This is a genomic window from Candidatus Pantoea soli (assembly GCF_007833795.1).
GTDB lineage: Bacteria > Pseudomonadota > Gammaproteobacteria > Enterobacterales > Enterobacteriaceae > Pantoea > Pantoea soli.
Genome location: NZ_CP032704.1, coordinates 237,358 through 256,701 on the forward strand (window position 1 = coordinate 237,358; position 19,344 = coordinate 256,701).

Annotated in this window: 18 protein-coding genes, 1 pseudogene and 1 riboswitch; of the genes and pseudogenes, 9 read left to right on the forward strand and 10 right to left on the reverse strand. The window is 55.8% G+C overall.

All coding sequences use genetic code 11. The features are described 5' to 3' along the window. Positions 1-2: 2 nt before the first annotated feature. From D8B20_RS21110 to D8B20_RS21130, 5 genes are all read right to left on the reverse strand, one after another. The gene (locus D8B20_RS21110) at positions 3-428 is read right to left on the reverse strand and encodes a universal stress protein (RefSeq protein ID WP_145891993.1); all 426 of its coding nucleotides are present in this window, start codon (positions 426-428) and stop codon (positions 3-5) included. After that, entirely contained in the window at positions 425-1,333 is a 909-nt protein-coding gene (locus D8B20_RS21115; RefSeq protein ID WP_141496958.1) for a DHHA2 domain-containing protein, read from the reverse strand. Before D8B20_RS21115 ends, D8B20_RS21110 begins: the two co-directional genes overlap by 4 nt. A gap of 78 nt (positions 1,334-1,411) precedes the next feature. After that, positions 1,412-1,481, reverse strand: a riboswitch (Fluoride riboswitch). 49 nt (positions 1,482-1,530) lie between these two features. Then, the gene (locus tag D8B20_RS21120; RefSeq protein WP_145891995.1) at positions 1,531-2,130 is read right to left on the reverse strand and encodes a uracil-DNA glycosylase family protein; all 600 of its coding nucleotides are present in this window, start codon (positions 2,128-2,130) and stop codon (positions 1,531-1,533) included. Next, complete coding sequence (locus tag D8B20_RS21125; RefSeq protein WP_145891997.1) at positions 2,127-3,287, reverse strand: TDT family transporter; 1,161 nt, start codon at positions 3,285-3,287, stop codon at positions 2,127-2,129. Before D8B20_RS21125 ends, D8B20_RS21120 begins: the two co-directional genes overlap by 4 nt. Before the next feature lie 152 nt (positions 3,288-3,439). Further along, a complete protein-coding gene (locus tag D8B20_RS21130; RefSeq protein ID WP_141497004.1) occupies positions 3,440-4,438 on the reverse strand; it encodes a YncE family protein in 999 nt (332 codons plus the stop codon). A 289-nt stretch (positions 4,439-4,727) separates the two neighbouring features. Between D8B20_RS21130 and D8B20_RS21135 the strand changes: the two genes are divergently transcribed. After that, positions 4,728-6,272 carry a methyl-accepting chemotaxis protein gene (locus tag D8B20_RS21135; RefSeq protein WP_145891999.1) on the forward strand — a complete coding sequence of 515 codons (1,545 nt, stop codon included), beginning with the start codon at positions 4,728-4,730 and terminating at the stop codon, positions 6,270-6,272. Between the two features lie 358 nt (positions 6,273-6,630). On the opposite strand, the pseudogene D8B20_RS21140 reads toward D8B20_RS21135, so the two are convergent. Both D8B20_RS21140 and umuD read right to left on the reverse strand, forming a co-directional pair. Beyond that, a pseudogene (locus D8B20_RS21140) lies at positions 6,631-6,882 on the reverse strand (Y-family DNA polymerase); the annotation flags it as partial. An 8-nt stretch (positions 6,883-6,890) separates the two neighbouring features. Next, on the reverse strand, positions 6,891-7,337 hold the full coding sequence (gene umuD / locus D8B20_RS21145; RefSeq protein WP_145892003.1) for a translesion error-prone DNA polymerase V autoproteolytic subunit: 447 nt from the start codon (positions 7,335-7,337) through the stop codon (positions 6,891-6,893). A gap of 1,109 nt (positions 7,338-8,446) precedes the next feature. On the opposite strand from umuD, the gene D8B20_RS21150 reads away from it, so the two are divergent. The 4 genes from D8B20_RS21150 (at position 8,447) to D8B20_RS21165 (ending at position 10,752) form a co-directional block, all read left to right on the forward strand. Beyond that, on the forward strand, positions 8,447-8,986 hold the full coding sequence (locus D8B20_RS21150) for a single-stranded DNA-binding protein (protein ID WP_145892005.1): 540 nt from the start codon (positions 8,447-8,449) through the stop codon (positions 8,984-8,986). Positions 8,987-9,132: 146 nt separating this feature from the next. Next, positions 9,133-9,675, forward strand: coding sequence for a conjugation system SOS inhibitor PsiB family protein (locus D8B20_RS21155; protein ID WP_186454476.1), 543 nt, complete (start codon positions 9,133-9,135; stop codon positions 9,673-9,675). Further along, entirely contained in the window at positions 9,672-10,202 is a 531-nt protein-coding gene (locus D8B20_RS21160; protein WP_145892009.1) for a plasmid SOS inhibition protein A, read from the forward strand. Before D8B20_RS21155 ends, D8B20_RS21160 begins: the two co-directional genes overlap by 4 nt. Before the next feature lie 136 nt (positions 10,203-10,338). After that, on the forward strand, positions 10,339-10,752 hold the full coding sequence (locus D8B20_RS21165) for a JAB domain-containing protein (RefSeq protein ID WP_261388132.1): 414 nt from the start codon (positions 10,339-10,341) through the stop codon (positions 10,750-10,752). 207 nt (positions 10,753-10,959) lie between these two features. Here D8B20_RS21165 and D8B20_RS21170 read toward each other — a convergent pair whose 3' ends face one another. Together D8B20_RS21170 and D8B20_RS21175 are read right to left on the reverse strand one after the other, a co-directional pair. Next, the gene (locus D8B20_RS21170) at positions 10,960-11,430 is read right to left on the reverse strand and encodes an OsmC family protein (RefSeq protein WP_145892013.1); all 471 of its coding nucleotides are present in this window, start codon (positions 11,428-11,430) and stop codon (positions 10,960-10,962) included. Between the two features lie 155 nt (positions 11,431-11,585). Continuing rightward, a complete protein-coding gene (locus D8B20_RS21175) occupies positions 11,586-13,160 on the reverse strand; it encodes an MFS transporter (RefSeq protein ID WP_186454483.1) in 1,575 nt (524 codons plus the stop codon). A 118-nt stretch (positions 13,161-13,278) separates the two neighbouring features. Here D8B20_RS21175 and D8B20_RS21180 point away from each other — a divergent pair, with 118 nt between their 5' ends. Next, a complete protein-coding gene (locus D8B20_RS21180) occupies positions 13,279-14,169 on the forward strand; it encodes a LysR family transcriptional regulator (RefSeq protein ID WP_145892015.1) in 891 nt (296 codons plus the stop codon). Between the two features lie 235 nt (positions 14,170-14,404). Beyond that, entirely contained in the window at positions 14,405-14,839 is a 435-nt protein-coding gene (locus D8B20_RS21185; protein WP_145892017.1) for an ASCH domain-containing protein, read from the forward strand. A gap of 264 nt (positions 14,840-15,103) precedes the next feature. On the opposite strand, the gene D8B20_RS21190 is transcribed toward D8B20_RS21185, so the two are convergent. Continuing rightward, positions 15,104-16,612, reverse strand: a complete 1,509-nt coding sequence (locus tag D8B20_RS21190; protein ID WP_261388133.1) for a recombinase family protein — start codon at positions 16,610-16,612, stop codon at positions 15,104-15,106. A 639-nt stretch (positions 16,613-17,251) separates the two neighbouring features. Between D8B20_RS21190 and iolE the strand changes: the two genes are divergently transcribed. Both iolE and D8B20_RS21200 read left to right on the forward strand, forming a co-directional pair. Next, positions 17,252-18,169, forward strand: coding sequence for a myo-inosose-2 dehydratase (gene iolE, locus D8B20_RS21195; RefSeq protein WP_145892021.1), 918 nt, complete (start codon positions 17,252-17,254; stop codon positions 18,167-18,169). Then, entirely contained in the window at positions 18,166-19,341 is a 1,176-nt protein-coding gene (locus D8B20_RS21200; RefSeq protein ID WP_145892023.1) for a Gfo/Idh/MocA family protein, read from the forward strand. The genes iolE and D8B20_RS21200 overlap by 4 nt, the downstream gene beginning before the upstream one ends. Positions 19,342-19,344 lie beyond the last annotated feature (3 nt).

The following is a 19,344-nucleotide window of genomic DNA, read 5'->3' on the forward strand; positions in this document are numbered from 1 at the left end:
GTTCAGTCAGTCAGGTGAGTGATAAGCACATCCACCGTAAGGTGGTTGATGTAGTCCGCCGAGTGGGAGGTGAGCATGCCCATAAAGCGGTTGCGGTGCCCGGCAAGCACGAGGTCCACGCCCAGCTCCGCGATGCACTTCTCCACGTCCTCAAAACGGCGCATGGTGACCAGCTCCCGCGTATCGACCTCCTCAGGCACGGAGGCCGCCAGCTCGCTCAGAAACGCCTTGGCTTTAACCACCTCGTCCGACACGACGTCGTCCATCAGGCTGTCGGACACATAGTTCATCTCCCTGTAATCGTCGCTGATGTGGGCCAGGGTGATTTTCATGCCGAGCGGCTGCGCCAGCGCAACCGCGCGCTTCAGCAGGAGGGTGCCGTCGTCTTTATCGTTCACAAGAATCAGTGCGTGGGTGTAGCAGGTCATAATGAACTCCCGTTCTGGTTAAGGCGGGACTCAAGCCACGGCAGAAGCTGCTTTTTGCGGCTGAGCATGCCCGGTACGGAGCAGGAGGCCGCGTTAACGCTCTCCCGCCCGGCGAAGTAAAGCGTTGAAAACCCGGCGCGAATGTCGGTCAGCATCAGCACCGCCAGGCCAGCTCCCGACTGGTCTGCCAGATACGCCAGGGCTGCGAGCAGGTCGTCCATCACGGGGGCAACCTGTGTCGGTGAGCTGACTTCAATCTGGGCAATACGCACGTCGGTGCCGGCAATGACGAAGGCCTTGAGGTCCCTGTCCAGCAGCTGCTGTGCGCTGAGGCCGGTGACGTCTGTTTTGGCGGTGAGAAGGTCACGGGCGAAGGCCCTGCGGTTTACGCCGGACAGCACGCCCAGTTCGGTGGCCGAACGGATATCGTCTTCGGTGGTGGTCGGCGAGCGAAGATTCACGGTGTCACTGAGGAGTGCGCCCAGCAGAAGCACGGCGAGCGTCGGGGGCAGCGTGCGGCGCGCTTCCGCGTCCATCAGCAGCCAGAGCAGCGTGGCGCTGCTGCCAACCGGACGAATATGTACTTCCGGCGGCAGTTGCGTTATCAGCCCACCCAGCCGGTGGTGGTCAGTGATGCCCACGACGTTGCTCCGGAGCAGGTCATCAGGCCCCTGCGCCGGTTCGGTGAAATCAACCAGCCAGACCCGTTCATCCTGCAGCGGAAATGCGAGCAGCGGCGGCAGCGTAAGGCCGGCGGCGTTAAATATAAAACGGGTTTCGCGGTTAGCCTCGCCGAGACGCCATGCACGGGCGTCCATGCCGCGCCCGGTCAGCCAGTGCGCGGTGACGACGGCCGTGCAGATGGCGTCGCTGTCAGGATTGATGTGGCCAAAAACGTGTATCAAGGGTCTCTCCCCATAAAGGGAAGTACGCAGGCCGGGAAGAAAGTATGGACGGCCTGACGCACCTCCTGAAAATCAAGAGTCACATCAGGCGTCATCAGCTCCGGAACGGAGCGGTTGGGAAAGGTGGAACGCCATCACCCTGTACTCTGAGTATAGAACCAGACGGAAAACCTGTCAGTATTATTCTGCTGGCGCCCTCAGCCCGCCAGCGCAGCGCGTGCCTCGCGGAGCACCCGGCGGATGTTTTCCGGCACCGCCGGACTCGTGCAGAGCGACAGCGGGCTGGGATGCGGCATCACCAGCACCGTGACGCCGGGGCGCAGGTGACTGACCGTCCCGCGGGACTGCGCCGCTACGGCACCGGCCAGCACCACCACGCGCAGCGCGGGCAGATGCGCCAGCACGTCCTCAAGCCAGGCGCAGCCGGTACGGATATCCACCGCTGAGGGCCGTTTCTGCGGCCCGTCGCTGACCCAGGGCACCGTATTCCACAGCACGCTGTCCTGACGCGCAATGCCCGCTTCCGCCAGAAACCGCCCCAGATTCTGCTGGGCCGGCCCCGGGTTATCACGCGACACGAACCGGGGTGACGGGCTGCTGCGCGCCGGTGACTGCAGCAGCACGAGCAGCCCGGCCCCGGCCCCACCGTCGGCCGGATCAAACCACGGCACCTCCACACCGGCCTGATTCTGCCCGCTGACCCAGCGATTCAGCGCGGCCACGTGCGGCGCGGTGACCGCCGCGAGGCGTTCCTCGCGTAAAAACGGGTCCAGCAGCGACGTGCAGGTTTCACTCACGGCTTCCGGTCCAGGCCTGCCAGGCAGGGGGAAACAAAGAGTTTACCGCTCCATGCACCGCGCACCGTCTTCACTGCGACCAGCAGCCACATGGCGGCCAACATGACAACAAGAAGCGCCCCGAAGCCTTTAAAGAACGCCAGTTCAACGAGTGTAGACAGCTTCAGCGTGGCCACGGTGTACACGCCCAGCGGGAAGGTAAATCCCCACCATCCCAGGTTGAACGGAATGCCTTCACGGAAGTATCGCACGGTTATCAGCGTGGCCAGCAGCATCCACCACAGGCCGCAGCCCCAGAAGAGAATGCCGGCAACGAACCCCACGCCCTGCGCGATGTGACCGATTTCCGGCATACCCGCCGCGGCAAACACCCCGGGCGCATCGCCACCGATGACCAGCATGCCGAGCGAGCCGGTGCCAATCGGCCCCAGCGCCAGCCAGCTTGAGGCCGCCATACTCTCGTGTGGCAGCTTGTGCAGCGCCATACGCAGCAGAAGGATGGCAAGGATGCTCAGCGCCACCGGCACAGAGTACGCCCACAACACGTAGCTGGTAATAATGATGCCGAGCTGCGCGTGGGTGTCGGCAATGTGCGGCGCCAGCAGGCCGCCGCTGACCGCCGCGACCTCGGCAGCCACAACCGGCAGTAACCAGACGGCCGTCATCTGGTCAATGCTGTGCTGCTGCCGGGTAAACATCATGTAGGGAATACACACGCCGCACAGCAGCGACATCGCCACGTCCAGCCACCACAGGGCGTGTGCCACCGGAATAACGTCTGCGCCCCAGCGGGGAAGACCGAACGCCAGCAGCCCGTTGATGATGGTCGCCATGCCCATCGGGATGGTGCCAAAGAACATGGACACCGTTGAATGGCCAAAGATGCGCTTTGCCTCACCGAAGTACATCACCCAGCGCGCCAGATACATCACGGCAAAGACGCTGAACAGCAGGATGTTAAACATCCAGAGCCCCTCGGCGACGAGGCGTAATCCCGGAACCGGCCAGGGGAACTGCGCCAGAGACAGCGACAGGATACCGGTCCCCATGGTCGCGGCGAACCAGTTAGGCGTGAACTGACGTATAGCCTCTTTCGGGCTGCTCAGCGCGCTCAGCGGGCGCGCTCCGTTATGCAGGGTAAATATTTTATCGTTCATGCCGGGATCTCCTGTGTAAACAGAGACAGTATAGGCATGCAGACGTAAATCTTTAAAACAGGTTATTCAGCTAAAATAAATCTGTAAAAGTGGTTTACCATCCCCCACTCTGCAAAGGACTATTACAGCACCGGAGTGAGGGAGGGACTGAATCAGGCCTTCGGCGGGCTTTTAATCGTGGCCGTGACGCGGTTCTGTTTCAGGTCAACCACCGAAATACTGAGGTCTTTATTCAGCACCCACGCGCGGGCACCGTCTTTACTGAAAACGATGGCCTGACGGGGCGCATCCAGTCCGGTAACGGTGGCGACCACCTTACCGGCCGCGGTATCAATAACGGAGAGGCTGTTGTCACCCAGGTTGCCGCTGTAAACATAGCGGTTATCCGGTGTCAGCGCGGCACCGTAAGGGTCCTGCCCCACGGGAATGGTTGACGTAATGGCGCGCTTCTGCGTGTCAACCACGGCGATGGTGTTGCTCCCGCTGTTAGCCGCGTAAAGCGTGCGGCCGTCGGCGCTGACAGAAATGGCGCGCAGCTTGCTGAAGCCGGTTATCTCGCCGCGAATCTCGCCCGTTACGGCGTCAACGAGGGTGATTTTATCGCCCTTAAAGTTGGTGACGTAGACGGTTTTGCCGTCCGGGCTGATTTTGATGCCCTGACGGGGCTGAGCAAAACCCGTCACGACCGAAACGGGCCGGTTGTGGGTCAGGTCATACACCGAAAGTGTGCTGGCGGCTTCGTTATTCACATACAGGCGCTGACCGTCACGGCTGATAGCTGTGCCGAATGCCCCGGGACCCAGCGGCAGCGAGGTCTCCACGTCAAGCGTCCCGGTACTGATTTTTCTGACCACGCCCAGACTGCTGTCAGAAAGAAATATGGCCTTACCGTCCGGAGTAAAAAGCGCATTACGGGGGGTGACGTATCCCTTCAGCACCTTCCTGACCTTACCGGTGGCAAGGTCGTAGACCACCACGTCAGGGCGCTCACTGTAGGACGCCACCGCCGTTTTTTCATCGGGACTGACAGCAAGAGAATTGTTGTGGATATCGCCATCAAACGTCCAGCGCGCCTCTGCGGCACCGGCGAGGGTGCTGATGAGAAGAAGCGCCACCGCGGTCAGTCCCGGGATCCTGTATTTTTTTATCATCATTTTTCCTGCATAGGGGTGGTAAGGGATAAGACTCATTGCCCGCTTAAGGGCTTCAGAAGAAGCGTGGCAGATAAACCCCGCTCAGGGAAATCGATTTTCCGGCTATGCCTTACCAGCCACCATAACCGTAAGAACGGCATAGTTTTTAATGAACATAAAAAGCCTGATGATTCAGAAGTATGGTGCATAACTATCTGCTCCCTCCCCCCGACCCGCTTCATCAGACCTGTCCTGACGCCCACTTCTGCCGATACTTCCCCTGTCACTTAACACTCAGGGCTACCCAATGAAAATATCAACCCGTCTGGCCGCAGGTTTTGGCCTGCTTATTCTGCTGTTCATCTTCTGCACCGGACTTTCGTTAAAGGCGCTTTCCGGCGCCCGCGAAGGAATGGATGACGTGATTAATGTCAAAATGAAAAAATATCAGATCGTTCTGGACATGCGGGGCGCATTACGCGACATGGCCATTGCGGCCCGAAATCTGGCCCTGCTGTCCGATCCGAAAGCCATGCAGCCCGAGTGGGAGCGCCTTGAGGCACAGAAAACCTTATATATACGCAGCCGGGAAGCACTGGAGTCCATGCTGGCAGATGACGCCTCATCCGCAGGACGCGCTGCCTTCACCATAGTCCGTGAAAATGAAGCCGCCGTTCTGTCAGGTCTGGAACAGGCCGGTCAGTTCGGACTGCAGAACCGTCCACAGGAAGCCACAGCGTATCTGATGAATACGGTCAGGCCGGTGCAACGTACTCTTCTGGATAATCTGAATGAAATGACGAATATCCAGATGCACAGCAGCCAGGACGCCGTTCGTGATAACAGTCGTAACGTGAGCCGGGCCTCTCTTACGCTGATCATTCTGGCCGTAATCTCGGTTATCGTTTCCATTTTTACGGGTGTCATTATCGTCCGCGTGCTGATGCGGCAGCTGGGTGGTGAACCTCAGCAGGCACAGGTACTGGCGGCCGCCATTGCAGCAGGTGACCTGACATCACCGGTGCCACTTCGCCGCAATGATAAAACAAGTCTGCTGGCATCGCTCGCCCGCATGCAGAGTCAGCTGCGCGGTTTGGTATCAAAGATCAAAGAAACCGCATCCGGTGTGGCGCTGGCGGCAGACGAGATCGCTCAGGGAAATACAGAGCTTTCATCACGCACTGAGCAACAGGCGGCTGCATTGCAGGAAACGGCCGCCAGCATGGAACAACTCACGGCAACAGTGAAAAGTAATACGGCCGGCGCACAGCAGACGGCAGCTTCAGCGCGAGAAACGGCGGTGCTCGCGCGATCAGGAGAGACAGATGTCCGCCGCATGTCAGAAACCATGAATGACATATCCCTGAGTGCTAAAAAGATCCGCGACATTACCGGTGTCATCGAGGGCATTGCCTTTCAGACCAACATTCTTGCACTGAATGCAGCTGTTGAAGCCGCCCGGGCAGGCGAGGATGGCAGAGGATTTGCTGTTGTTGCCGGTGAGGTTCGTACACTTGCACAGCGAAGTGCAACTGCAGCAAAAGAAATAAAGTCGCTTATTGAGCAGGCTGTAGAACAGGTTGAAAGTGGTGTGAGCGTGGCATCAGGTACCGGACAGAGCATACTCAATATTGTGGGTATGGTCGGGGAACTGGCGGAATTAATGGACATTATTTCGCTGGCATCCTCTGAGCAGATGCAGGGTATCTCGCAGGTCAGCATTGCGGTCAGTCAGATGGACGGTGTCACGCAGAATAACGCTGCTCTCGTCGAGGAGTCGTCATCGGCCTCCCGATCGCTTTCTGAACAGGCGCACTCCCTTCGTGGCATGGTCGAGACGTTTCGGGTCTGACGTAAGAATCAACTGAACTGACTCTCCACTTACAAGCCCTTCAACTACAAAATGAAGGGCTTGCTCCGGTCACGAGGACTATAGTGCAATGATGAAATTCCAGGTTCTCTTCAGAGCGCCTGACGGGCGCGCTCAAAGTGGTCTTCCCACTTCCAGATGTATGCTGGACGGAAAACACAGTCTGTCATTCATTTAATCCATGAGCACATTTCCATACCTTTCGACACTCCCCATCAGAAAAAACGCGAAACTCCAACGATAAGCGCCCCGCCATTAAACAGCCTTTCGTGCCACTTATCCGATTGATTGTCTCGTCCCGATATCAACTTTCGAGAATAATTTGCTAATTATTTGTACAAATTGCATTCCACATAATATGGTAAAGCCCGTAGTTCGAACTGAAGATAAATACCTTTTCGGGATAGAGCTGGTTCTTTATCTGAAACCATGGCGTGCCCATTTTTATGCCAAGTTTTTTTGCGCTGGCGCTGCGCGCAATGACGCAGCCGTCGTTGTTGCTCAGTACCACAACCGGCTTACCGCGCAGATCCGGGCGGAACAGCGCCTCGCAGCTGGCATAAAATGCGTTCACGTCGGCCAGTCCGAACATGGGCATAATCACCTCCGCGCGCGCGTGCTGTTGAAAAACCACGTCACCACGCCGAGCAGCTGCAGCTCCTCCGGATAAATCACGGGGTAGGCGGGGTTCATCGGGAGCAGGGCGGGGCGGGGATGCAGCTGCAGGCGCTTGACCGTAAATTCTCCGTTAACTTCGGCTATAACAATATCGCCGTGGGAAGGCTTCTCGGCGCGATCGACAACCATGACGTCGCCATCGCACAACCCGAGATCGCGCATGCTGTTGCCGCTGGCGCGGACAAAGAAAGTAGAGGCGCGCCGGCGGATGCAGAGTTCATTCAGGTCCAGCTCTTTCTCAACGTAATCTGCCGCCGGAGAGGGAAACCCTGCGGCGCAGGGCTCTGCATAGAGGGGTACCCTGACGCGGGGAGTAAAAAGCGGGGGCCAGAGCAGTGTCAGGCCCCCGGCAAAACTGCCCGGATTCATGATCCGGTCCCCGGGAAAATGGCTGACCTGCCGGTAATTGCTGTCATTGCTGTAAATAAAGTGCGCATAAAAATCCTCCTCTGAATTATACTGGTTATACGTACAGTATTATTGAGGTGAAATTATCTGGCAAGTAGCAACGAAACGGCGGCTGATAGTTAATTTGACATATCACTGAAAAATAAAATATTTCAGTAATCCTTCCGGACAGGGGCGTGCAATAGTGGTGCCACCTGCTTAGTGCGTTTTTTAATCAATCGTCGTGAGCTACGGGCAGAAAAGGTTGCCGCAGACTATCCACAGCTTTATACCCCGGGTGTTCAGACAAAGTGTGGATAAAGCCGTGCAGAGCTGACGCACTTCACTTGTTAGCTTCACCGTACCGTTAAATGCGTGTGAGGCTGAACCGCAGATGGACTCAGATCTGAAGTCGATGCACAAGGCAGCTGGCGCTCCTCTGAAAAAACAGGTGAAGGCTTTTTAACCGGAGACCGGCGTGTATGATTGCTGTCCGTTTCAGGGAGCTTTCGCATAAGGACTATGTTTTGAAAACCATCTCATCCTACCCCCCTCTGTTTTTACCACTCGTGACCGGCCTCAGCGCCAGTATCGCAAACCCCTGACGGCCGTAATCCGGCCATACCACAGCGCAAAGACAATGGCAGGGCCACAGCCTGACCTGCAGCCAGCCCGCGGGCTGGCGCGAACCGCGCCGGCTAAAATCCGCCGCCGCTCTGAGGCGCAACGTCGTTTCGCTGCCGCAAAGCCGCCGTTGCCGCTGCATCGTGCTGTGCTTTTCCGCCAGGCTTCACCGGTTTAAGTCCATTCGCCGGGGCTGAGACAAGCACAGGCACCGTGGTCGTCCAGGGTGAAATTCACGCCGTGAAAATTTTTTTCCGGCCACTGCGTCAGACCAGAAATAAATTTCCCCGTCGCCCCGGACGCCTGCCGTCACCCGCGCTGGTTTACGCCCTCGCGGCGAAGGATCTCAAACGGGTGAAGTGAATACCGGAGGAAAAACCAGCCGATTTCCACAAAACGTCAACACCGCGGCTCCCGAAACTCAACGGGTGAGGTGGTTTTAAACCAACTGCATGAGGAGAACGAACATGGCTTCACGGGGCGTCAACAAGGTCATCCTGGTCGGAAATCTGGGGCAGGACCCCGAGGTGCGCTACATGCCAAACGGCGGCGCGGTCGCAAACATTACGCTGGCCACGTCGGAAAGCTGGCGCGACAAGCAGACCGGTGAGAACAGGGAGGTAACCGAATGGCACCGCGTGGTGCTGTTCGGAAAGCTTGCCGAGGTGGCGGGGGAATACCTGCGCAAAGGTTCGCAGGTCTACATCGAGGGCCAGCTGCGCACGCGCAAGTGGCAGGGCACGGACGGACAGGACAAATACACCACCGAGGTCGTGGTCAATGTCGGCGGCACCATGCAGATGCTGGGCGGGCGAGGAGGCAACACAGGCGCACAGACCGGACAGCCGTTCAGCAGCCAGCAGAGCGGTCAGCCTCAGCAGACACCTGCAGGGGCAGGTAACGGTGGCAAGGGCGGGCGCGGTACGGCTCAGTCGCAGCCGGAACCCCTGGCACCGCCGCAGGGCAACTATCCGCCGGCAGATTTTGATGACGATATCCCATTCTGAATGACGTGGCTTCGCTTACGCGGGGCGGCGACAGAGGTGAAAACAGCGGGAAACAAAGCAGAAAGGCGGCCGGAAAGGCCGGGGTTGCCCTGGCGGAGCGGACACTCCGCGCAGGGCATGACACATCAGATATGAAGGACCCAAATATGTCAGCGACTCAGTCTAAAGGAAAAAAACGCCACGACAAGACATCTGCGTATTACGGCCGCCGGCGCGCGGGTTACCGCTGCTGCTCCGGCAGCGAGCTGACGCGCGATGAAAGCGTGACGCTGCAACGTCTGCAGACATTCAGCTCTGACGATTTCGAAGCCTACCGCGCGCGGGGCGAGGCGTTTCGCCGGCGGCTGTGTGGCGCCGTGCTGCACGCGCTGCCCGTCAGCCATGCCTGGCGGGCCGACTGCGAATGTCGGGGCGAGTGGGGCGGGGTGTTCCCGGTACACCTGCGCCTGACGCACCAAAAAAATCCTCACGTCACGCTCGATATCCTGAGTCCGGGCAGTGAGTCACCGTTCTGGCACGGGCTTATCTGGGTTAATCCCGATCACACCGGCCTGTACGTGCTGAACACAGAGCACTTTGAGCCGCAGGCTATTGGTGAGCTTCTGGCGCGCGTAGAGAACATGTTAGCCGACGGCTTCATACCATCAGAAATTGTGGCTGTTCTGGGCAGAAGAGGCGGGTGCGCATGAACTCAAAGGGCGCTTTCTCCGAAATCACACCACGATGCAACGTCGATTCGGGCGCACCGCACGGCAGCGCGTTACAGAACTTCGAGGATGCACTTGCCTCAGCGTGTGCCGGGCCGGATATTAATCGCGTGTTTCCCGGACATCTCCTCCGGTTTAACGCTGCCCGCCCGGCCGGGGCTTCATCATCGCGGCCGACCATTGTCACGTCTTCTGCAAGGGCACTGCGCCGACGGGCAGAGGAGCAGGAAGCATTACTCTGCGCGGCGGAACTGGCGCTTGCGTTCCAGACTGCCGGTACTTACCGTCGCTGGTACGCCGGGTGGCGCCAGCGCGGAGTGGGCGTCAGCGATCTGCTGGATTTGACCTGGAGCTGGTGTCAGCGTGCCTGCGTGACGAACACATCCCGGTCACATAAAGTCGCAGCGAGCGGGAGACTGCATGCCCGTTGTGCGCAGGCGGATATCAATGCTGTAAAAGTCAGTCAGGGAACTGAACGGGAGGCAGGCGATGTTTCAGAAAAGGGTTGAGTGTTCTGAACGGCGATCAGAAGAGGGGCCTCAGCACCCCTCGAGCCATCGCGTACGCTTTTTCAGCCGGCTTTTCGCCCTGAATGAGAAGGGAGAATACGTGATGGCGAGCGACAGTCAGGTTCTGGCTGAGGCCATGCTGGCCATCGATTATCGATATCCGGTCGGTGCGCCTTTTTCCAGCGCTGCCGATACAAAAGCGTACTTCCGGGCAAAACTTGCCCGCCACGAATACGAGGTGTTTGCGGTAGCGTTTCTGGATAATCAGCACCGGCTTCTCGCCTGCGACGAAATGTTCAGGGGATCGGTGGCCACGGTAGACGTGCATCCGCGCGAGATTGCCCGGCGTGCGCTGCAGCTGAATGCATCGGCGGTGATTTTGAGTCACAACCATCCGTCGTTTAGGCCGCAACCTTCAGAAGCGGATGTTGCCATTACCCTGCGCATTCAAAAAGCGCTCAGCCTTATCGCCGTCAGGGTGATTGACCACATTATCGTTGCCGGCAATGAAACGTTGTCCCTGGCCGGGCAGGGATTTTTAAACCGTTAGCGGTTTTGTTCCTGCTGTCATTCGGGCTGAGTCAGCCAGCGGTAACCCGCATGAACGCTGCTGGTGGACCGGCCCCTTGCTGTCATCATTGGCTTTGCCGATGCCAAAACCATTAACCCGGTGTAAAAGGACAAAAATGATCGTCATTGCCCCTCACATACAGTGGCGTTCAGGTTTGCGGCCGTTAGAGCGCGTGCGGACGAATTCTTATTGATGACGGGTAACAAATTCAGGCTCATAGCGAACCGGAAAATTCACTGACCTTGCTATAAAACAGACTTTATGGATTTCATGATGAATGGCCATTGCAGAGTCAAGATTAGTGCCGTTTGCTACCGTGATTTTGGGTCTCAGTACAGCCGAAGTAAATCTGCCCGCACCGCCTTTCAACACCTCCCCCGTGGCTATCGGAGAATCTTCATATTCCAGAACAGCGATCCCTGCATCTGAGGCAAGGTGCAGGTACCAGAGCATGTGGCATGCAGAAAGCGAGGATAGCAGAAGGTCTTCAGGATTCATTTTAGTGGCATCGCCACCCAACAGGGGATCGTTTGAGCAATGGATAACCTCTTTGCCGGTAATGGCGATGTCCCAGGTCCTCGCATACGCCTTATATCCCGATGTTCCAGTGCCTTGATTCCCGGTCCAGAATATGTGCGAGGTATATTGATGTTCCATTGCTGATTCTCCTGTAGAGGATAAAAACTGTCTCCAGCCCCATAAGCGGTACGGGACGCTTGTGCTGCTGACTAAACTACACGATATAGCGTTGTAAATTCCGCGCAATAGACCTTGTTGCATCTCTGCTCTGGCAGCGGGCTGACATGATAAAATTAACGTCCGCCATCTTTCTCGCTCAGGATTTCATCCCCTTTTCTGGTCAAAATCGTGCTTGCCGGACAAGGTTCTGCTTTCCTGCTTAACATGACTCCTGTCACGAGCGCACAAAACAGCGTGATGGCCGCCAGCACGCTGAAAAGCGTCGTATAGGCGCTGTCATAGCTGTCGTGTAGTAGCCATCCGGGAAAACCGGGTAAAATCGTAGCGGCTTCATCACTATTACCACTTCCCAGCCAGGCAGCCGCCCGATGAATCACCTCTGGGGGATACCCGTGCGCATTTTTCTCAAGCGTGAATGTGTTCATGACGGTTAAAAAAGCAGACACCATTGCCAGCGCGATCCCCTCTCCGGCAACGCGTACGGTATTAAAGAGGCCTGCGGCCATGCCGGCTTTCTCAACAGGCACCGCAGAGAGGGCCAGACCGTCCATCAGCCCCCAGGGAAAAGCCGCGCCGGTGCCGGTCAGCATCAGTGAAAGCACAAGAAAGCTACTGCTATCGCCGGTTAAGGCGTATCCGAGTAAAAGCAGCCCACCCGTTGACACAGTAAGCCCCATGGCTGAAACGGTTCCCGGCGAAAACCATCGTGTCAGCACTGCGGCAACGGATGGGAAAATCAGCATCGGAGACGTCAGCGCCATAAGATAAACAGCGCTTTGAGCCTCACTCATTCCGTCACCGCCCATAAAATGCTGCGGGAGAATAATCAGCAACACCACATAGCAATAGCATGTTGCTACCGGAAGCAGCAGGACGCCGGCAAAGTGTGGACGCAGCAGCAATGAGATATCCAGAACCGGATTTTGAATACGCAGGCACCGCACCACAAAACCGCTTAAAAACAGCCCGGCTGAGACAAGCAAAACGAGCACGGCAAATGATAGCAATCCGAAGGCCGGTATCAGCATTACCGCCGATGTGAAAAGTATCAGGGCTGCAGTAAACAGCATTAACCCCGCTATGTCGGGTTTCTGCTGTGCGCGTTCCTGTGATGCAGGCAGAAACGCAGCCCCGATAAATAACACAATGCCTGCAAGCAGCGCTAACAGGGCATACAGCCAACGCCAGCCCAGCGCATCCGTGATAAAGCCCTGTAATACCGGGCCGAAAGCCAGGCCTGCGCCAAACATGGTACCTAGTAAGCTGAAAGCGCGTGTCCTGCTGGTGCGTTCGTGAAGGCAGGCCAGCGCGGCACTGCCACTGGCTAATATCAGGGCCGCCGCCAGCCCCTGTAGTGACCTGAATAACCCAGCCATAAAAAGACCCTGCGCCAGACCGATCACCACACTGCTCAGAAAAAACAGAACTGCACCTGCAGTAAAAATACGCTTCCTGCCGATGGCATCCGCAGCAACGCCGGCTGGCAGCAGGCAACTGCCGAAAGCCAGCATAAATCCATTCGTCAGCCATGACAGCGCCGCCGGCGAGCCGCCAAGCGTATGATGAATTGCCGGCGTTGAGATGACACCGCCAGTAAAACTTAAGGGCAGCAGTACCGCTGCCAGATAAACAGAAAAGGATGCCATTCTGCTGATGTACCGGCTGCGCTTTCTGAGTGAAGTAAGCATAGTGTGACCCTGGATCCGTGATGTGAATACGTCAAAAATTGCAGGGATGTTATTGCAGACGTAAACGCGGATAAATACACTGGAATTCCCTTCTTTGCGGACATCAGGTTTATAATCGATGGACAGTCTGACGTCGCTCACTTCTTTTGTCCGGACAGCCGAAACGCGGAGCTTTGTGCAGGCGGCAAGGCTGCTTGGGATATCTGCCTCCGCGGTCGGAAAAAATGTGGCCAGACTTGAGCAAAAACTTGGCGTACGCCTTTTAAACCGCAGCACGAGAAACGTGAGTCTGACGGAGGAGGGGGCTGCTCTCCTGGTCCGCTGTCAGCACATACTTGAACAGCTGCATGAGGCAGAGTCAGAACTGACGAACAGCGTGGCACAGCCCGCCGGGAAGCTCAGGGTCTCACTACCTGTTATTGGCTACAGGCTGCTCCTTCCGCTTCTGCCTGCGTTTTCACGCCGTTACCCTGAAATAGAACTGGATCTGGATTTCAGCGACCGGCTGGTCAACATCATTGATGAAGGATTTGATGTGGCCATTCGAAGTGGTGAGCTCGCGGACTCGCGACTGAAATCAAAAAGGCTCGGAGACTTTCGTTTTATCCTCTGTGCTAGTCCTGATTATTTGAAAGAGCACGGTGTGCCCGACTCCCCTGAAGCGTTAGCGATGCACAGATGCATTTCTTTTCGTTTCCCCTCAACGGGGCTGCTCCAGCCCTGGGAGCTGCGCGACATGAAGCCCCATGCTGACGTGAAGGCCGCTTCTTTTCTGACAGTAAATAATATAGAAGCGTCTGTTCGCCTGAGCCTTGCGGGCATGGGGATAAGCTATGTGCCCGATTTTGTTGTGCGCGAATCCATGAGCAGCGGGCAGCTGGTTGAAGTATTACCGGGCTATTGCATCAGGCAGGGCTATTTCTCGGCACTCTGGCCGGCCAGCCGGTATCTCTCTCCGCGGATCCGCTGCTTTGTTGATTTCATCGCTGAGTCAGGTTTATCTCTTTGATGCCTCTCAGGCGGTGAGTGCCGCCTGAAACTCACCGGTTATTCGTCTGATGGAATGGAGCGTCATCCTTTGCCTGAAGCGGGTAGGTCGCGGGCTTAGCAAAAATGCCGTATTCAGTTCGCCTTGTTTGATTTTTGCTGTCATATTTTTGAATCGAAATAAAAAACCTCACCTGTAGCAGCCAGTTGTCTGCCGGCTGTTGCGCTAGGATAATCTGAACAGGAAGCTGACTACAGTGAACGATACTGCATTGTTAAACGAGAAATACCCTGGCGCACTGACATGGCAATTTGGCGACAGTCCGGCACTGGCAGACGAGCTTGCGCAGCTGGTTCTCGATGGCCTGAAAACGGCAACCTGTACCTCTATGGTGGCTTATCAGAAGGAAACTGCGCGGGGTGAAGCGCCTGCCATCGGGAGTTACAGTATTATTTTAAACGGCAAAGGGCAGGCGGTATGTGTAATCAGGACCCTCGCAACATCCGTTACCCGGTTCTGCGATGTCATGCCTGAGCTGGCAAGAAAAGAGGGCGAAGGTGATTTGAGCCTTGAGTACTGGAGGCAGGAGCACCGCCGCTTTTTTGAGCGCGAAGGGACCTTTTCAGAAGAAATGGAGTTAGTTTTTGAAGAGTTTGAAGTAGTGGAAAGGCTGGATGTACGCGAGACTTAAATTGAAAATACGATGGTGTGCCTGGCAGATCATCTTTGCGTGCATCTTACCTGTGTGACTTCTGATAATGGCAAACCTGGATGTCAGACAGGCATTTAGCCTGCAGAGGCAGCGATATAATGCGGCAGCTTGCAGACACTGGGCGTGTTTGCTGGAACACCGTAGGTTTACCGGACAGTCAGTCCCGCTACTGTGTAGACCGATAGAACGGATCGGTTTTAAAAAGTGAAATGCAGTAAACCCGCTTGCGGGAATGGGGTAGGGTCAGAGAATCAGCGTGTCTCCACACAGGTAGGCAAGGCTGCTGATGAAGGATGAAACGGGAAGTTTTTTCTTTACCGGAAAGTTAATAAGCCTGAGTCCGTTGAGCAAATGTACATCGCAGCGCCCCTCAGCAGTATGCAGAAACAGCCTGTCTATGTGCCGGGCGGCGTAGTCGCGGCATCGTTCACGGTTACGCCTGTCAGCGAGGTTAAGTCCGGCTATCCACTCCCCGGAGCCGGCCACGCCCCGGTTTCTGAGGGCACGCAGCTTCAGTTCACCCGCCCGCAGCTCTTTACTCAGTTCCCGCACCTTCATGGCCAGCTCCGGAACGTCCGGCGCAATCTGCAGCGCAGCGATAAGCCGGTTGATGCTCATGTTGAGTTCGACCAGACGGTTTTCCAGCTGACTGGCGGTACCCATGACGGTTCCGTTTGCCTGCAGCATATCCATGCTGCACAGCAGGACGCCCACCAGCGCTGCATCAACGTGATCGCGTCGTATGGCCGGTTCGCTGCAGCGATGCAGGCGCCTCATCGGACAGGCGTAATAACCCGCGCCCTTTTTGTCGACGCTGGTCAGCATGATGGAATGCCCGCACGTTCCGCAGTACATCAGGGATCTGAAAATATTAATGAGGTAAGGATTCTCGCTGACGCCGGGGTTACCGAACCGCGCGAGACGGACGCCCTGCACGTCGTGGAACAGTTTGTCCGGAACCACCGGGGGAAAATAGCCGCGGATTTCGCTGACGCCTTTTGCCATCGTCTGATAAGACGGCGTAAACGTGCCCGTCAGGGCTTTGTTACCCAGCAGACTCTCAATGGTGCTGGGATTCCACCGCCCGATTTCCCCCGTCAGGGTGGGAACACCGCGTTCGTTGAGCGTTTTCGTGATGCCATTGAGTGAGCAGCCTTTCAGCCTGAGCCTGAATATCAGGTTAATGGTCCTGGCATGTTCTTCAATCAGCTCAAACTTCTCACCGCCAGGGGAAACAGTCAGCCAGCGCGGGCAGCTGCGCGTGATGAGCTTCCCGGTTGCCGCTGCATCTTCCCGTTTTTTCTGCCAGGCCGCGCGCATGCGACGTGACTTCGTCTCGCTCTCCTCATTTGCACGTTGTGCGATGAGAATAGCTTTGATGAGAACATAGGGGTCATCAAGCGAGTCGATGCTGTAGTGAGTATGATCGCACAGCGTGACGACTTCGACGCCGGACCGCAGAATGCTCTTGAGTCGTTCGGTGGCATCGCTGATTTTTTCACGTGACAGCCTGTCCAGGCTCTCAACCAGAAGAACAGTTCCGGCAGCTATGTAGCCGTGCTCTACGGCGTCAAGAAAGTCGTAAAGCGCGCCGCGGGTGGCGTTCATGCCGCTGTAAGCACTGAGCCCCAGATCCTGATAGGTGATGTCATCGAGCTCATAATCCGGATGCTGAGACAACCACTCAGAGATGAGCGCGTTCTGACGCCGCAGGGAATCACCGTACTGCTGGGAAGCAGTTGAGAATCTCACATAGGCTATGGCTTCTTTATCATGATGCCCTCCTTCATATCGCGACAGCATGCCACCTGTGTCGCTCAGGTTATGTGAAGGCGGGCACACCATCCGTTTTACTGGCCGGGCATTTTTATCGTTAAGGAGTGCCTTACAGGCAAGGACGGGGTTTATCTTGGCACACGCGTTAAGAAAGCCGGTTCACGAAAGCGGGCGCCCGGTATTATAACCGGGTTTCTGACATGACGATTGAAGCCGATGATGAAGAGTTTTCAGCCGCTGCACATTTCATCAGCCATGAGTCAACACTTGTTATCCCCGCCGAAATACCCAAATGGAATGACTTCATTCTGGCCTGATGCTTAATCGCTGCGCAAAAAACTAATGGCATTAGGTTAATAGAAGGAATGATAAGGACGCCAATTTATGCTTCGAGCGAGAGAGCGGCGTCACCAGTCCTGAAGTGAAACAATGATGACTGTAAGTAATATCTTACATAAAGCTCGCTCTTCCAGAATGTTTAATGCAGATCACACTTTAAATCTCAAGATGCGGCACTTTGTTCGGATGAGGGTTTTACCTCATTCAAACGATAACAGTTAGACTGACGCCCTTTTTATAGTGCTCTTAAATTGACCTGTAAGGAGCACTTTCGCAATGAATCCACGTATCCAGTTAGGTGTCAGCCCATTGAGCTGGACCAATGACGTTCTGCTTGATTTAGGCAATAACATCCCTCTTGAAACCTGCCTTGAACAGGCCGCATCTGCTGGTTACCGCGGTATAGAGTTAGGCAGAAAATTTCCCCGCACCGCGGCTGAACTAGCCCCTTTACTGAAAGGAGTTGACCTGCGACTCGCTTCTGGCTGGCACAGTGGATTTCTTGCCGAACGAAGCGTTGAAGATGAAATCGCTGCCGTAAAAACTCACGCAGAGTTACTGCGGTCATTAGGGGCAAACGTCATGGTCTATGGCGAATGCGCAAAAATGCCTGGCGTTCATCCGCTGGACGAGCCGCTCTCTCTGTCCCCGGTTTTAACCAGCCTGAATGTTGACGTTTATGCCTATAAAGTCAATGAATTTGCAGACATTTTGCTGAACAGGTTTGGCCTCAAACTTGCTTATCATCACCATCTGATGATGCTGGTCGAACAGCATCAGGAGTTGGATGAATTTTTGGCAAAAACCTCCGATAGCGTCGGGCTGGTTCTGGACTCCGGGCATGCTTACGCTGGTGGCGTTAACCTGACACAGACATTAAAAAAGTATGGCCACCGTGTGGTCCATATTCATCTGAAAGATGTTCGCCCGGATGTCCTGCAACGAGTGAGAAGAGAGGATCTCAGTTTCAATGATGCGGTACGTGCTGGGCTGTTTACGGTGCCGGGTGAGGGATGTATCGATTATTCACCTCTGATTGAGTTTGTTGCGATGTCAGATTATCAGGGCTGGCTGATTGTTGAAGCCGAACAGGATCCGAGAAAAGAAGAGCCGTTTGCTGCGGTCTCTCGTGCATTTAACTGGGCACAACATGCTTTCCAGTTGTCCGCGCCAGCAGAGGAGATTGCTCAATGAAAGAGAAGCTTAATATTGGTCTTATCGGCTCAGGTTTTATGGGGCAGGCGCATGCTGATGCTTATCGTCGAGCTGCCATGATTTATCCCGATCTGCCAAAGCGTCCCCATCTGTATGCATTGGCCGATCAGAATCAATCGCTCGCTGACGCAAATGCGGTGCGCTTTGGTGCAGATAAAGCCTATGGCGACTGGCGCGAATTAGTAAATGATCCAAATGTGGATGTGGTTGATATCACCTCACCCAATCATCTGCATTACGAAATGGCACTGGCAGCGATTGCCGCCGGCAAGCATGTTTATTGCGAAAAGCCGCTGGCCGTCAGCATGGAAGAGGCGCTGCAGATGACCTTGGCAGCCGAACAGGCAGGTGTCAAAACGATGGTGGCTTTTAATAATATTAAAACGCCGGCAGCGCTACTGGCAAAACAGATTATTGAACGCGGTGATATTGGTACGCCGATCCGTTTCAGGGGCACCTTTGACCAGGGTTTTTATAACGATCCCGAACTACCCTGGTCCTGGCGCTGTTCCAGGAAACTTGGCGGCAGCGGTTCACTAGGCGATCTGGGAGCTCACACCCTTTCAATTGCGCAGTTTCTGATGGGGGGGATCAGCGAGGTGACCGCCAGCGCCCAGACTTATTTGCATCAGCGGCCGGTACCACAGGTCGATGCTGGTTATGCCAGTCATATTAATGAGCATGCGGAATGGCGCGAGGTCGAAAATGACGATCAGGTGCAGTGCCTGGTGAACTTTACGAGCGGTGCCAGCGGCGTAATCGAAGCATCGCGCATCGCGGCAGGACGCATTTTCGGCGTGTTCTGGGAAGTGTCCGGTACCAAGGGCACAATTTATATGGACGGTGAACGCTTCAATGAGCTGCAAATTTATCGCTTGAGTGATGACAAACACGATCGCGGTTTCAAAACCCTTTTTGCAGGCAGCCAGATTCCGGCCTATGCGGGCTTCTTCGGCTTTGATTTTGGCGGCGGCGGTCTCGGTTATTTTGATGTAAAAGTCATTGAAGTTCACGATCTGGTGCAGGGGGTTTGCAGCGATAACGACTGTTATCCGAATTTTGCGTTTGGTCTGCAAAATCAACAGATCCTCACCGCCATTGAACAGTCCATTGTTTCCCGTCAGTGGGTTGCAGTGGCCGGTAACCGCTGAATC